The following is a 13,458-nucleotide window of genomic DNA, read 5'->3' as shown; positions in this document are numbered from 1 at the left end:
TGCAGGTGAGAAGTCCATGCTGCTGCGCACTCTCTTGCTCGGCCTTGCCGCGGCCAGCCTGTCGCCCGCCTGGGCCGTGGCCGACGATTGCGGCGATGCCGCCGCCTTGGTGCAGCAGGCCTATCCCAAAGCTCGAAAGAGCGCCGACGGCACCTCGTTCACGCTCGAACCCCACACCAGCATCGCGCTGACATTCGCGTATGGCGATCCGCCGGGGCTGGTTTGCAAGATCTGGCCCGCCCATGACGACCTGCTGTTGGTCGCAGTGCCGCTGATGGACGGGTCCCAACCCAGCGACTACGCGCATGCCGGCGATATCGAGCTTTTGATTGTCGACAGGAAGAGCCGGCAGGTTCGCCAGCGTTTGCTCCAGCCCGGGCTGATGAATGATGATGCCATCGCCATCCGCAAGGTCGAACTTGATACAGGCCGCTATGCGCTGGCGCCCGATGTTACTGCCTTTGGCCTGCGCATCGAAATGGCGAACAATTCGCTGCCTAATCCCTTCAGTGAAACCGACCTGCGGCTCTATGCCGTCGATGGCGATTCCCTGAGGATGGTGCTCGATGGCCTGGTCGTGGCCGGCAATGGCGGCGAGGGCGATACCAATTGCGCCGGATCCTTCCATACCAGTCGGGTTAGCCTGGCGATGAGCCCGGCCAAACATCATGGCTACCACGACATAACGGCGGTCGAGCGAATGGATACCGACAATCCGTTGCCCGACGAGGATGGCGAGTGCCAGTCCCATCCCGGCAAGTCCGTGAGCCAAACCTACCGGCTGCGCTATGATGGCAGCCGGTATACGGCTCCTGCGGGGCTCAAAGCCCTGGAGCCGTGAGGACGCCGCTGGCTGCGGCTGAAGCAGCGTGGCCTGGTGGTTAATGGCTGGTGTGCCCGAAGCCGAATTTTGGCGGCGTTTCGGCACCGAAGTTTAATCGCCGCTGATATAGTGTGTTTCCTGAAGAACGACCCGGCAAATCGGGCGATGAGGCAGGGGCATGCGTCACAGTAATTTCACGGCAATGGCCGCGATGGCGGCCGTCTTGATGATGTCTGGCTGTACGACGGGTGGCGTCGACACGACCAAGACCACCGCCATCCAACCGGCGGCAAAAGACATCGAAACTTCCGATCTGGCGCAAGGCAAGGCGCAGTTTCGCGACGCCAATTACGGCCTCGCCGAAAAGCACTTCCGCAAGGCCGTCGAGTTGAAGGCCGACAACGCCGAAGCCTGGATGGGGCTCGCCGCTTCCTATGATGAACTCGGCCGCTTCGACTTCGCCGACCGTGCCTACGGCCAGCTTTTGAAAGTCGCCGGCCGCAAGCCGCAGATCGTCAACAATATGGGTTATTCGCAACTGCTGCGCGGCAATCGCAAGAAGGCCAAGGCGCTGCTGCTCGAAGCGAAGGCCGGCATGGCCGATCCCACCGTGGTCGACGCAAACCTTGCTCTCTTGAACAAGGGTTGATCTCGCGTCCATGGGTCCGGTTTCGGGACACGTGCCATCGACGTTTTGTAAACCTTATCCGCAGGTTGCATCGATGGATCGGCTGAAAACCCGTATCTGAGGGCTGCCGCTGACCTAGAATGCAGCGCAACTGCCGACGCTCGAGAGGCCCTTGCCCGATATGCTGGACTTCAGTTCGCTCCTGCTCGCAGCCGCGCTGTCGGGCATCTGCCTCAGCGTCACCATGTTTGCGATCTGGTTCACTGCGCCCAAGGCAGGTTTCGTGCTGACGGTGGCGTGCGGAATTCTGGTGCTCGTCGCGCATGTGATCCTGTTCTGGCGGTACACCAAGGATCCCGATCCACTGCTTTGTCAGATCGTGCTGGCGCTGCTCACTCTGGGGTTCCTGATCCTCTGCGTGTCGGCCATGCAATTTTTGGGGGTGCCCAGCTACAGGCGTGCCATTGCGCCTGTGCTTGCCGCCATGGCCATTTGTGCCGTCGTGACCTTTATGGGTTTTGACGGCGTCGGTTTTATCGTCACCTACACCACGGTGACCGCGCTGCTGTCGGCGATAGGCGCCATGTTCTGGATCAACGGCAGTCAGGATCGCCGCATCCTTCTGGTGGTTTCGTTTCTGAGCGGCACCTGCGCGATGTCGTTTGCGCTTTGCGGCGTGGTTCTGCTGACCAAGGGGCAATGGACGCTTGCGGTTGCGCCCGACAATTGGGCTGAACGATTGAATTCCGTCGTGGCGGTGGCCTGCATGACCGGGCTCGGAGCATTGACGCTCTCCCTCCATCATCTGCAGGCGCAGATCGAGCTCAAGGCCGAGACCATGACCGACCCGCTGACAGGGTTGCTGAACCGCCGGGCATTGACGTCGCTCTACGGCGAACGGAGTTTCGGTCCGTTCATGTCCATCGTCATGTTCGACCTCGACCACTTCAAGCGGACGAACGATGTCTATGGTCACCCGGTAGGGGATCAGGTTCTGTGCCGCTTTGCCGCCGTCATCAAGCGATATGCCAGGACCGGCGTCGACGCCTTTCGCCTGGGCGGCGAGGAGTTCGCAATCGTCATGTCGCGGATGACGGATGAAAAGGCCTACGATCTCGCCAGTAAGATCGGCGTGGCGTTCGGCACCGAAATCGTCCCCACCCAGCTCGGCAAATTGCGCAGCACGGTCAGCGGCGGCATCGGCTTTGGCGAGGCAAGCGGCAGCAGCCTCGACAACGTGCTGGCCGAGGCAGACGCGGCGCTCTATGCCGCCAAACGCGCCGGCCGAAATTGCGTCATCAGCCGCAAGAGGATGGGCAAGGCCGAGCCGATCAAGCCGGCCTTGCGCTCAGCGTAATTACTCCGCGGCCCCCAGATAATCCGACAGCGGCGGGCACGAGCAGACCAGGTTGCGGTCGCCGGCGACATTGTCGATGCGCGACACCGGCGGCCAGTACTTGGCTGCCGTGTCGGCGTCGCCGGCCGGATAGGCCGCTTCCAGGCGCGAGTAGGGATGGTTCCATTGGCCGGCTAGTGCCTCGGCGGCGGTGTGCGGCGCGTTGACCAGCGGATTGTCGGCCAAAGGCCATTCGCCCCTGGCGACTTTTGCTGCCTCTGCCGATATGGCGATCATTGCCTCGCAGAAGCGGTCGAGTTCCCGTTTGGGCTCGGACTCGGTCGGCTCCACCATCAGCGTGCCGGCGACCGGGAAGGACATGGTCGGCGCGTGAAAACCATAATCGATCAAGCGCTTGGCGACATCGTCGACACTGATGCCTGCACTCTCCTTGAGCACGCGGGTGTCGAGGATGCATTCATGCGCGACGCGTCCCTGCCTGCCCTTGTAGAGCACCGGGAAATGCGCACCGAGCCGCGTCGCGATGTAGTTGGCGGACAGGATCGCCGTTTCGGTCGCCTGCTTGAGGCCCGAGGCGCCCATCATGCGGATATACATCCAGGTGATCGGCAGGATCGAGGCGCTGCCGAAGGGGGCGGCGGAGACAGCGTGCGCCGAGCCTTCGGTGACATGGCCGGGCAAATACGGCTTCAAATGCGCCTTGACGCCGATCGGCCCGATGCCGGGCCCGCCGCCGCCATGCGGTATGCAGAAGGTCTTGTGCAGGTTCATGTGGCAGACATCGGCGCCAATGTCGCCGGGACGGGCAAGCCCGACCAGCGCGTTGAGGTTGGCGCCATCGAAATAGACCTGGCCGCCATGCTCATGGACCAGTGCGCAGAGATCGCGTGCGCCTTCCTCGAACACGCCATGCGTCGAGGGATAGGTGAACATCAGCGCCGCGAGATCTTGCGCATGCTCAGTCGCCTTGGCCTTCATGTCGTCCATGTCGATGTTGCCGTCTTCGGTGCAGCGCACGACGACGACGTTCATGCCGGCCATCGCCGCGCTCGCGGGATTAGTGCCATGTGCCGAGGAGGGGATCAGGCAGACGGTGCGGTGGTTGTCGCCGCGTGAGCGGTGATAGCCGCGGATGGCGAGCAGTCCGGCATATTCGCCCTGGCTGCCGGCATTGGGCTGCAAGGTGACGGCGTCGAATCCGGTGATCTCCGATAGCCAGCCCTCCAGGTCGCCGATCATGGCACGGTAGCCTGTCGAGTGCGCGGCCGGGGCAAAAGGGTGCAGATTGGCAATGCTCGGCCAGCTCACCGGCATCATCTCGGCGGCGGCGTTGAGCTTCATGGTGCAGGATCCCAGCGGGATCATGGCGCGGTCGAGCGCCAGGTCCTTGTCGGCCAGCCGGCGCAGGAAGCGCATCATCTCGGTTTCCGACTTGTTTTCGTGGAAAACAGGCTGGGTCAGGAACTCCTTGCCGCGCGGCTTGCCGGGCACAGTGCTGTCGGCGGAGGCACCCGTCTTGGCGCCGAACAGGGCCGCGATTGCGTCGAGATCGGCCTCGGTCGAGGTTTCGTCGAAGGCAATGCCGATGTGGTCGGCATCGACGGCACGCAGCAATCTGCCGCCCTTTTCAGCCGCAGTGGCGATCGAAGCTGCCTTGCCCTTCACCTCGGCCGTCACCGTGTCGAAGCGGCTTGAACCGAGCACGGAGATACCTGCTGCTTTGAGCCCGGAGGCAAGACGATTGGCCAGCGTGTGGATGCGCCCGGCAATCGCCTGCAGCCCGGCGGGGCCGTGCCAGATGGCATAGGCAGTCGCCATGTTGGCAAGCAACGCCTGCGCGGTGCAGATGTTAGAGGTCGCCTTGTCGCGGCGGATATGCTGTTCACGCGTCTGCAAGGCAAGCCGGTATCCGGGCCGGCCCTTGCTGTCGGTGGACTGGCCGACCAGGCGGCCAGGCATCAGCCGCGTCAGCCTGTCGGAGACGGCGCAATAGGCCGCGTGCGGACCGCCAAAGCCCATCGGCACGCCAAAGCGCTGCATCGGGCCGACGGCAATGTCGGCGCCAAGCTTGGCCGGCGCGTCGGTCAGCGTCAGGCCGAGCGGGTCGGCGATGAAGACGACGATAGCCCCGGTCGCGCGCGCCTTGTCGATCGCCGCCTTGTGGTCGCCATAGACACCAAACGTATCCGGCCAGGAGACGAGCAGGGCGGCGGTGTTGTCGTCGATCGTCTCGCCATCGATCTCGATGCCGAGCGGCTCGGCGCGGGTGCGCACCACGTCCAGCGTCTGCGGATGCGGCGTGCCGGCGAGTGCTACCTTGGTGCGCTTGTCGCGGTGATGGCGCAGCGCAATGCCGACCGCCTCGGCCACGGCTGTTGCCTCATCCAGCAGCGAGGCCGAGGCCACCGGCAGGCCGGTCAATTCGGTGACCAGCGTCTGGAAATTGAACAGCATTTCGAGGCGGCCCTGGCTGATCTCGGCCTGATAGGGGGTATAGGCCGTGTACCAGGCAGGATTCTCGAACAGATTTCGCTGGATAACCGGCGGCACATGGACACCGTGATAACCGGCGCCGATGAAGCTCTTCAACACCGTATTTCCGGACATGACAGCCGAGAGTTCGGCCAGCGCTTCCGCCTCGCTCGCCGGTGCCGGCAAGGCAAGCGGCCGATCAAGCCGGATCGACTTCGGTACGGACTGGCTGATCAGCGTCTCGATCGAGGGCACACCGATGGCGGCCAGCATCGCTCTGGTGTCGTTGAGGCCGGGACCGATATGGCGGGCCGAGAAGGGGTAGGGTGCTGCGGTCATGTTAATAAGTCCTGATATCAACCGATATGGGCTTTGTAGGCGGCCTCATCCATGAGACCGGCGAGCTGGCTTTCGTCGGCGAGCCTCATCTTCCACAGCCAGCCGGCCCCTGTTGCGGCCGAGTTGACCAGTGACGGATCCGACGACAGCGTGCCGTTGGCCTCGGTGATCTCGCCATCGACTGGCGCATAGACATCCGATGCCGCCTTGACGGATTCGACCACGACGGCGGTGTCGCCCTTGGTCAATTTTTTTCCGGTCTCCGGCAGTTCGACGAAGACGAGGTCGCCGAGCTGCTCCTGCGCGTAATCAGTGATGCCGACGGTGGCGATGCCGCCCTCGACGCGGAGCCACTCGTGATCCGATGTGAAATAGGTCGTTGCCATTGAGATCATCCTTTGCGGTAGCGATGGGGTGTGAAGGGCAGGGAACTGATATCGACCGGGATTTTCGTCCCGCGCACATCGGCGAAGACCCGCATTCCGGGCTTTGCCAGAGGTGTCGAGACATAGCCCATGGCGACCGGATGGCCGGCCGAGGGGCCGAAGCCGCCCGATGTGACCTGGCCGGCCGGATTGCCGTCGGCGTCAAAAAGCGCGGCACCGCCACGCACCGGCTGGCGACCTTCCGGCTTAAGCCCGACCCGCTTTTGCGCGGGTCCTCGTTCCACGGCGGCGCGCAGCGCGTCGGCGCCGATGAAAGCGCCGGAAGCGCGGATGTCCTTTGGAATTGCCCACATCAAGGCGGCGCTGGCCGGATCGGTCTCCGGCGTGATGTCCTGGCCATGCAGGCACAGTCCTGCCTCCAGCCGCAGGCTGTCGCGCGCGGCCAGGCCGATCCACAGCACGCGTTCGTCGCCGAGCAGCTTGGCGACGAGGTCGCGTGCATCGGCTTCCGGCAGGCCGATCTCGAAACCGTCCTCGCCCGTATAGCCCGACCGGCTCATGAACCAGTTCTTGCGCGGTTCGACCCCATGCATGAACAGCAGCGAGCCGGTCTCGATGCCGGCGCGGGAAAGAGCAGCCCAAGCTTCAGGACCTTGGATGGCCAGGAAGACGCGGTCGAGCGGCTCGACCTTCGCCTCGAAATCCGTGGCAAGTGCACGCAAATGCTTTTCGTCGGCCACGGCGTTGCCGGCATTGGCGACCACCATGAACCTGGCATCGCCAAGTCTGGTGACGATCAGGTCGTCCAGGATGCCGCCTGCTTCATTGAGGAAGAAGGACAGTTTGGATTGCGAGATTTCGAGCGCGCCGGCATCCAGTGGACAGGCGCGGTTGAGCAATGGAACTGCTTCCGGTCCGCTCACCTCGAACAGCTTCATATGCGAGATGTCGAACAGGCCGGCCTGTTCGCGGGTGTGAAGATGTTCCTTCATGACGCCCGCCGGATAGGTCAGCGGCATCGACCAGCCGGCAAAAGCGCCGAAGCGCGCACCGGCGGCCACATGGATGTCTTCGAGGGGGAGGTGTCTTGTGTCGTCGCCCGTCATGTCGTCTCCAGAGTCGCACGCAATCGGTCGCGAATGGCGACCAGTCCGTGCCCCTCTGTCTGAAGCCTGAGAGACTCGCGCAGCCGGAACTCTGTCAGCGGCGCTTACACCTTCGGCGCGGGGGCAAGCCCCGACTTTCCAGAGTGTCTTTCCCGTCTACGGTTCTTTTGCCTGAGAGATTTCGGGCGATTTCCCCTTCGGCGACAGCTCTCGCTGTTCTCTCCCGCAAACAGGTAGGACTCAAGACCCTGAGTCCTCGACGCGCCATCCATAGCTTGCGCGCGACGGCTTGTCACCTGTCCGCGACATCTAAAGCGCGTGCATGCCGTTCTTCAAAACCGCGGCACGTTTTTGGGCGACATGCGTTGGCCGACAAGTCTTCGCTAACCACGCCGTTTGCCGGTTTTTCAAGACACTGCTGATATGTTGGCTTGTATGACGCTATGAGGCCGGCGCTTGGCGACGGCGGACGGGGACGACAAATGGGCGAATTGATCATGAGCGCGCCGGTGGCCGGGCTGACCTCGAAAAGCCGCATCGCCGCGGAGGACGTGGCGATGTTGCGCCATGAAGTGTTCGGCGACGGAGTCGTGACGCGCGGCGAGGCCGAGGCGCTGTTCGCGCTCGATGCAACGGCGAAGGACAAATGCCAGGAATGGCCGCCTTTCTTCGTCGAGGCGGTCACCGACTATATCGTCCACCAGGAAAAGCCATCGGGCTATATCTCGCAGGACAATGCCGACTGGCTGATCCGCACGATCTCGCGCGATGGCATGGTTGACAGCCGGACCGAGCTCGAATTGCTGGTGCATGTGCTGGAACAGGCGAAATCGTCGCCGAGCCAGCTTTGTGTGTATGCGCTGGAGCAGGTGGCGCATGCCGTCATTGACGGCAAGGGGCCGCTGATGCTCGGCGGCACGCTGGTTCCCGGGCTCATCGCACGGGCGGAGGTCGAGCTGCTGCGCCGGATCCTCCATGCCCATGGCGGCGACGGCAACATCGCCATCACGCGCGCCGAGGCCGAGGTGCTGTTCAAGATCAACGAGTGCACTGCTCAAGGGCACAACGATCCGTCCTGGAACGAGCTGTTCGTCAAGGCGATCGCCAATTTCGTTATGTGGTCGGCCGGCTACGAAGCACCGACGCGCGATGTGGCGCTGCGCCGTGATGCATTCCTCGAACATGCAGATCCGGAAATCGGCGGCTTCTTCAACCGCATGATCTCCGGCGGCCTTGCCGGCATCATGGAAGCCTATCGGTCTCCAGGCGACGTCGAGGCCGAGTGGGAAGCCAAGAACAGGGCGGCCGAGGCTCTGGCCCGCCGCGCCGAGACGATCGATGCCGGCGAAGCCGGCTGGCTGATCGAACATATCGGCGTCGACAGGCCTCTTTACGAGAACGAACGCGCGCTGCTGACCCTGATCAAGCACGCCTCGCCGGAAATTCACCCGGCGCTGCGGCCGCTGCTCGACAAGGTTGCCTGACCGACCAGGGATTCCCTAATCAGATCCGGGTTGCTGGTCAGATCTGGTCGACGTCGACATCGACGTATATCCGTGCCAGCCCTTCCCGAACGGTCGACATGGCATCGGCGACACTGATGGCGATGTGGTCATGCATGAGCCTGGCGGCGCCGTCGGCATCGCGGGCTACCATGGCGCGGGCGATTTCGCTGTGTTCGGTGTAGGTCGTCGACAGCCGCCGGTGCTTCTCCACTTCGATTTTGCGAACGAAATGGATGCGCGTGTTGATGCCTTCGAGCATGCGCGCCAGTTCGGGATTGCCTGACAGCCTGGCGATGCGGATGTGAAACTCCTCGTCCCTGGCGGTCAGCTCAGTGCTGGAAAACGAGTCGGCGCGCGCCATGGTGAGCGTCCACCAGTCGACGAGCGCGGCAAGCTCTTCATCGGACGCACGCTGGATCGCCAGCCTGACGGAGCGCTCCTCGAGCACTGCCCGCACGTCGGAAAGATTGACGATCTCGTCGACATCGAAGCCCCGGCAAAAGAAGCCGCGGTTGGTCTGGAAAGTGATGAGTTCCTCCGTAACCAGCCGCTGGAGGGCCTCCCGGATCGGGCTGCGGCTGACGTTCAGCCTGGCGGCAAGCGCCACTTCGTTGATGCGTTCATTCGGCTTGAAGCGATAGTCCATCGCCATGCGGCGGATCTCTTCATAGACACGCGGGCCGGTCTTGATCGGCTTGGATGACAGGGCCGCGCTGTTGCCCTGGTTGGTTTGCCTGGTGGGTCGGAGCATGGCGTCGGTCAAGCCTCTGCGGCGCTTGGTTCGGCGAACCGCGCCTGTGTGGGAAGGATGCCGTCGAGGGCGATTGGTGCAGCCCGGCCGGCGATCAGATCGGCGACGATACGGGCCGATCCATGTGCCATGGTCCAGCCGATATGGCCGTGGCCGGTGTTCAGCCAGAGGTTTTTTAAGTTGCGCAGGCCGAGGATCGGCAGATTGTCGGGCGTCATTGGTCTCAGACAGGCCCGCATCTCGGCGCGATCATAGGCGATACCGCGCGGAAACAGCTCCTGCGTGACGCGCTTCATGAAGGCAAAATCCGAAGGCTTGTGGCTGCGATCATAGCCGGCGAATTCCGCTGTGGCGGTGACGCGGATGCGATCGCCCATCGGCGTGATGGCAACGAGATTGTGCTCATCGATCATGGGAAGCTTTGGAGCCAGGGTCTGGTCCACGATGGGAATGGTCAGGGAATATCCCTTGATCGGGTAGATCGGTAGGCCAAGGCCGATCTTGCGGGCGAGGATCGGGCTCTCGGCGCCGAGACACAGAACGTAGGTGTCGGCCCGAAACTCGCCCTTGTCGGTGACGACCCGCGTGATCGCGTCGTTCCTGCGTTCGATCCCGACGATCCTGGTGCCAGTCAGAATCTTGCCGCCCCTGGTTTCGACGATGGCCGCCAGCGCGCGCGTGAACTTGGCGGCATCGCCGGTTTCGTCGGTCGGACACACTATGCCGCCGGCGATGCCGCCGCGCGACGGAGCCAGCGCCGGCTCGCGGTCAACGATTTCCTGCGCGTCGACTATGCGGATCTCCTGGCCATCGGCCTCCAGCAGGCGCATGTTGGCGACGCCCTTGTCGAGCGCCTGACGGCTGCGGTGGAAGTAAAGAATGCCGGCCGATGTCCTGTCGTACTGGATCGCTTCGTCCCTGACGACCGCCCGTAGGACCGATTGGGAATGGACCGCAAGCCGATGTTTGAGCAGCGTGTTGCGGCGCGCCTTGGCGGCCGTGCATTGCATGAGGAAACGCAGCGACCAGCTGTAGAGATGCGGGTCGGCGGAAAGTTTGAATCGAAGCGCCTGGTCTTTCTGGAACAGCGACTTCAGCAGGATTTTTGGCGCGGCCGGCGATGACCAGACGAAGGAATGGCCGGGCGCGATCATACCGGCATTTGCCCAGCTCGCGCCCTCGGCCACCTGAGGTGCCTGCTCGAGAACGGTGACCGCGTGACCGTCCTTTTGCAACTGATAGGCCGTGGTGATTCCGACAACGCCACCGCCCAAGATCAATATGCGCATCGTTGCCCCGAATGGCTGTCGTTCTATTGTCGACAATTCAATAGGAAGACGCCGATCCTTGTCAACGGCGAATGGGTCGGCGACGGATGAGTGATCCACGCAAGCCCAAATTCGAGCGTTTACTGGCTCCCAAGATCTGCACGGAGCCCTTGACAGTTTCGGCAATATCGCCGTTTCTATTGTCGACAATTCTGATTGGCATCAGGAAGGGGACTGCACCATGGACGCCCCGGTTACGCGCGCCGACGACACACTTGTCCTCGACAAGGAACACATTCCCTTCAAGACCGATGACGGTATCGGCACGCGCGCCAATCTCGGCCTGCTCGTGCTGCGGACCGACCAGACCATCGAGGATGAATTTCGCTATGCGCTGCCCGCGCGCGACATCGCGCTGTACGAGGCGCGGCTCTACAGCGATGTCGAGATCACGCCGGAAAACCTGATGAAGATGTCGGCCGTCATCCCGGGAACTGTCGGGCTCTTGCCGGACGTCAAGTTCGATGTGATCGGCTTTGCCTGCACCTCGGGAGCGCTGGTTATCGGCGAGGACAAGGTCGCCGAACGCGTTCACGAGGTGCTGCCGGGCGTGCAAGTGACCAACCCGGTGACGGCGGCGCGGGCGGCGCTGAAGGCCCTGGGCGTCCCGCGGATCGCGCTGCTCACCCCTTATCTCGCGAAAATCAATCATTCCTTGCGGGCATCGCTGATGGCGCGGGGGATGGATATTCCCGTCATGGGCTCCTTCAACGAGGCGGACGACAATGTCGTTGCACGCATCACGCCGGCATCGGTCAAGCAGGCCATCTTGGAAATCGGTGCGTCGAGCGACTGTGAGGCGGTGTTCGTTTCCTGCACCAGCATGCGCGTTGCCCGCATCATCGAGGAGGTCGAGAAGGAACTGGGGAAACCGGTAACCTCGAGCAATCACGCCCTTGCCTGGCACATGCTGCGGCTCGGCGGCATTGGCGAGCAGATCGCCGGAAAGGGCGAACTGTTTCGCCGCTCGCTATAGGTTGGCCATCTTTGGGCCAGCAGCGTTTGCGGTGTGCGATTCAGATTCCGCCGTACCAGTCATAACCATTGTCTTCCCAATAGCCGCCGCGACCGCCGCCGACAGTGGCGAAGCCGTCGACCAGCTCGATCTTGTAGAGATATTTCGGCATCTTGTAGCCGAGTTGGCGCTCGACGCGAACCCGCAGCGGAGCGCCGTTCTCGACCGGCAGCGGCTTGCCGTTCAGGCCATAGGCGAGGATCGTCTGCGGGTGACGGGCATCGATCAGGTCGATGCTGCCGTAATATTTGATGTCGCCCGACAGGCTGCGGTCGATCGTGTCGAGGCAATGGAACATGACGTAGCGCGCCTGCGGTTTGACCACCGCCTGGTCCAGCACCAGCGACAGCGGCGTGCCAGTCCATTTGGCGATGCAGCTCCAGCCTTCGACGCAGTCATGGCGGGTGATCTGGGTGCGGCTGGGCATGTTCTGAAGCTGCTCGCGGCTGAGCGACAGCGGCTTTTCGACGAGACCCGTCACTTCCAGACGCCAGTCGGCGAAATTGTTGGCGAGCAGGCCCTTGTAGGTGTCGTCGTCCGGCGCCGTCACACCGTTCGGCCGTTGCGGCTGGCGGATGTCGGCCTCGGTAAATTCCGGCGCCAGCGCATCGCGTCCAGCGAGCAGGCGCTGCGCCCGGTATGTCAGGCCATTGGCGTTTTCGAGGAAGCTGCGCAGGCCGCTGCCAACGCTTAGCTGGCTGTCGAAGGCGTCGCAGCCCGACAGCATGATGCCGGAGGCGCCAAGGCTGGCACCGGTCAGGAATTTGCGGCGGCTGATCTCAAACTTCGCCATGTCAGGCACTCCTCTCGGCTGTATTGTCGTCCTGTGCGGGAGGATCGGTGCGATACCAGCCGGTGATGATCGAGCGCAGTTCGTTGATCGGGCCGGCGGCCAGGATCATCAGAATATGGACGACGAAGAAGGCGACCAGCAGCACCATGACGGTAAAATGGATGGTGCGTGCCGTCTGCCGGCCACCGAGCAGATCGTTGAGGAAAGGCAGCACCGAATTCATGCTCGGCGACATCGCCAGGCCGGTGATGATCATCAGCGGCAACAGCACGAACAGCACGCCGCCATAGGCCATCTTCTGCAGCGTGTTGTATTCGCGCGTGTGGTGGAATTTGAGCTTGGCGTGGTCGACGATGTCTTGCGGCAATCGCTTCAAATCGTCGAGGCGTGGCGCGAGATCGCGCCGCAGATGGCCGTTCACGGTGCTGGCGACAAACCAGACGATCAACGTCGTGGTCAGTATCCAGGCAAAGAAGAAATGGATGACGCGCGCGGTGCCGAGATCATAGTAGGATGGGATGGTCGCCCAGGACGGGAAGGCGCGGGACGTCTCCTGGCCGGCCGGACCCGACCAGCCGAGCACGCCAGTGGTGTCGAAGCGATGCCCGAAGATTTCCGTGTAGCCGCGCGGACCCGCATCGGAATTCTCGGCGCCGATGGCGAAGATGGTGTTGCTGTAGTCGAAGCCCGATTCTTTGCCGATATAGAGCTGCGGACGGGCATTGAAAATCTGCAGGCCTGACAGCAGCATGAAGAACAAGGAGATGGCCCAGAGCCAATGCGTCAGCCGCGTCCAGCGCGACTGCCGGTAAATCAGCGTTTTGTCGTTCGACGCCGAAGCGCCTGGATCGGCGGCGGATTGGCTTCTGGCAACGGATTCCATGATGTTTCGTCTCCCGGCCTCGCGGCATGGCCTGCGCGTTCATTGTCCTCCTGATACGTCGCGATCCAAACC

At 62.9% G+C, this 13,458-nt stretch carries 12 protein-coding genes and 1 riboswitch; of the genes, 5 read left to right on the top strand and 7 right to left on the bottom strand.

What is annotated here, in order from left to right; genetic code table 11:
* Positions 1–16 precede the first annotated feature (16 nt).
* The 3 genes from MESCI2_RS0112070 (at position 17) to MESCI2_RS0112060 (ending at position 2,808) form a co-directional block, all read left to right on the top strand.
* Positions 17–841: a hypothetical protein gene (locus MESCI2_RS0112070; protein ID WP_081738699.1), complete on the top strand. Its 825-nt coding sequence runs from the start codon at positions 17–19 to the stop codon at positions 839–841.
* A 160-nt stretch (positions 842–1,001) separates the two neighbouring features.
* Positions 1,002–1,472 carry a hypothetical protein gene (locus MESCI2_RS0112065; protein WP_027036828.1) on the top strand — a complete coding sequence of 157 codons (471 nt, stop codon included), beginning with the start codon at positions 1,002–1,004 and terminating at the stop codon, positions 1,470–1,472.
* A gap of 160 nt (positions 1,473–1,632) precedes the next feature.
* Positions 1,633–2,808, top strand: a complete 1,176-nt coding sequence (locus MESCI2_RS0112060) for a GGDEF domain-containing protein (protein ID WP_027036827.1) — start codon at positions 1,633–1,635, stop codon at positions 2,806–2,808.
* Here the strand turns inward: MESCI2_RS0112060 and gcvP are convergent, their stop codons facing one another.
* From gcvP to gcvT, 3 genes are read right to left on the bottom strand one after another with little or no spacing between them, the layout of a single operon-like run.
* Positions 2,809–5,619, bottom strand: coding sequence for an aminomethyl-transferring glycine dehydrogenase (gene gcvP / locus MESCI2_RS0112055; RefSeq protein WP_027036826.1), 2,811 nt, complete (start codon positions 5,617–5,619; stop codon positions 2,809–2,811). It lies immediately after the preceding gene.
* Between the two features lie 17 nt (positions 5,620–5,636).
* Positions 5,637–6,005 carry a glycine cleavage system protein GcvH gene (gcvH, locus tag MESCI2_RS0112050; protein ID WP_027036825.1) on the bottom strand — a complete coding sequence of 123 codons (369 nt, stop codon included), beginning with the start codon at positions 6,003–6,005 and terminating at the stop codon, positions 5,637–5,639.
* 5 nt (positions 6,006–6,010) lie between these two features.
* On the bottom strand, positions 6,011–7,111 hold the full coding sequence (gene gcvT / locus MESCI2_RS0112045; RefSeq protein WP_027036824.1) for a glycine cleavage system aminomethyltransferase GcvT: 1,101 nt from the start codon (positions 7,109–7,111) through the stop codon (positions 6,011–6,013).
* Positions 7,112–7,260: 149 nt separating this feature from the next.
* A riboswitch (glycine riboswitch) is annotated at positions 7,261–7,347 on the bottom strand.
* Positions 7,348–7,593: 246 nt separating this feature from the next.
* Here gcvT and MESCI2_RS0112040 point away from each other — a divergent pair.
* Positions 7,594–8,595 carry a hypothetical protein gene (locus MESCI2_RS0112040; RefSeq protein ID WP_027036823.1) on the top strand — a complete coding sequence of 334 codons (1,002 nt, stop codon included), beginning with the start codon at positions 7,594–7,596 and terminating at the stop codon, positions 8,593–8,595.
* A gap of 37 nt (positions 8,596–8,632) precedes the next feature.
* Here the strand turns inward: MESCI2_RS0112040 and MESCI2_RS0112035 are convergent, their stop codons facing one another.
* Positions 8,633–9,367: a GntR family transcriptional regulator gene (locus MESCI2_RS0112035; protein WP_027036822.1), complete on the bottom strand. Its 735-nt coding sequence runs from the start codon at positions 9,365–9,367 to the stop codon at positions 8,633–8,635.
* 8 nt (positions 9,368–9,375) lie between these two features.
* On the bottom strand, positions 9,376–10,656 hold the full coding sequence (locus tag MESCI2_RS0112030) for a D-amino acid dehydrogenase (RefSeq protein WP_027036821.1): 1,281 nt from the start codon (positions 10,654–10,656) through the stop codon (positions 9,376–9,378).
* Between the two features lie 220 nt (positions 10,657–10,876).
* Between MESCI2_RS0112030 and MESCI2_RS0112025 the strand changes: the two genes are divergently transcribed.
* Positions 10,877–11,671, top strand: coding sequence for a maleate cis-trans isomerase family protein (locus MESCI2_RS0112025; protein ID WP_027036820.1), 795 nt, complete (start codon positions 10,877–10,879; stop codon positions 11,669–11,671).
* Between the two features lie 40 nt (positions 11,672–11,711).
* On the opposite strand, the gene MESCI2_RS0112020 is transcribed toward MESCI2_RS0112025, so the two are convergent.
* Positions 11,712–12,503: a molybdopterin-binding protein gene (locus tag MESCI2_RS0112020; protein ID WP_027036819.1), complete on the bottom strand. Its 792-nt coding sequence runs from the start codon at positions 12,501–12,503 to the stop codon at positions 11,712–11,714.
* Between the two features lies 1 nt (position 12,504).
* Complete coding sequence (locus tag MESCI2_RS0112015) at positions 12,505–13,386, bottom strand: cytochrome b/b6 domain-containing protein (protein ID WP_032900672.1); 882 nt, start codon at positions 13,384–13,386, stop codon at positions 12,505–12,507.
* Positions 13,387–13,458 lie beyond the last annotated feature (72 nt).

This window comes from Mesorhizobium ciceri WSM4083 (genome assembly GCF_000519305.1).
GTDB lineage: Bacteria > Pseudomonadota > Alphaproteobacteria > Rhizobiales > Rhizobiaceae > Mesorhizobium > Mesorhizobium ciceri_B.
This window is presented reverse-complemented; position numbering and strand designations above follow the sequence as displayed.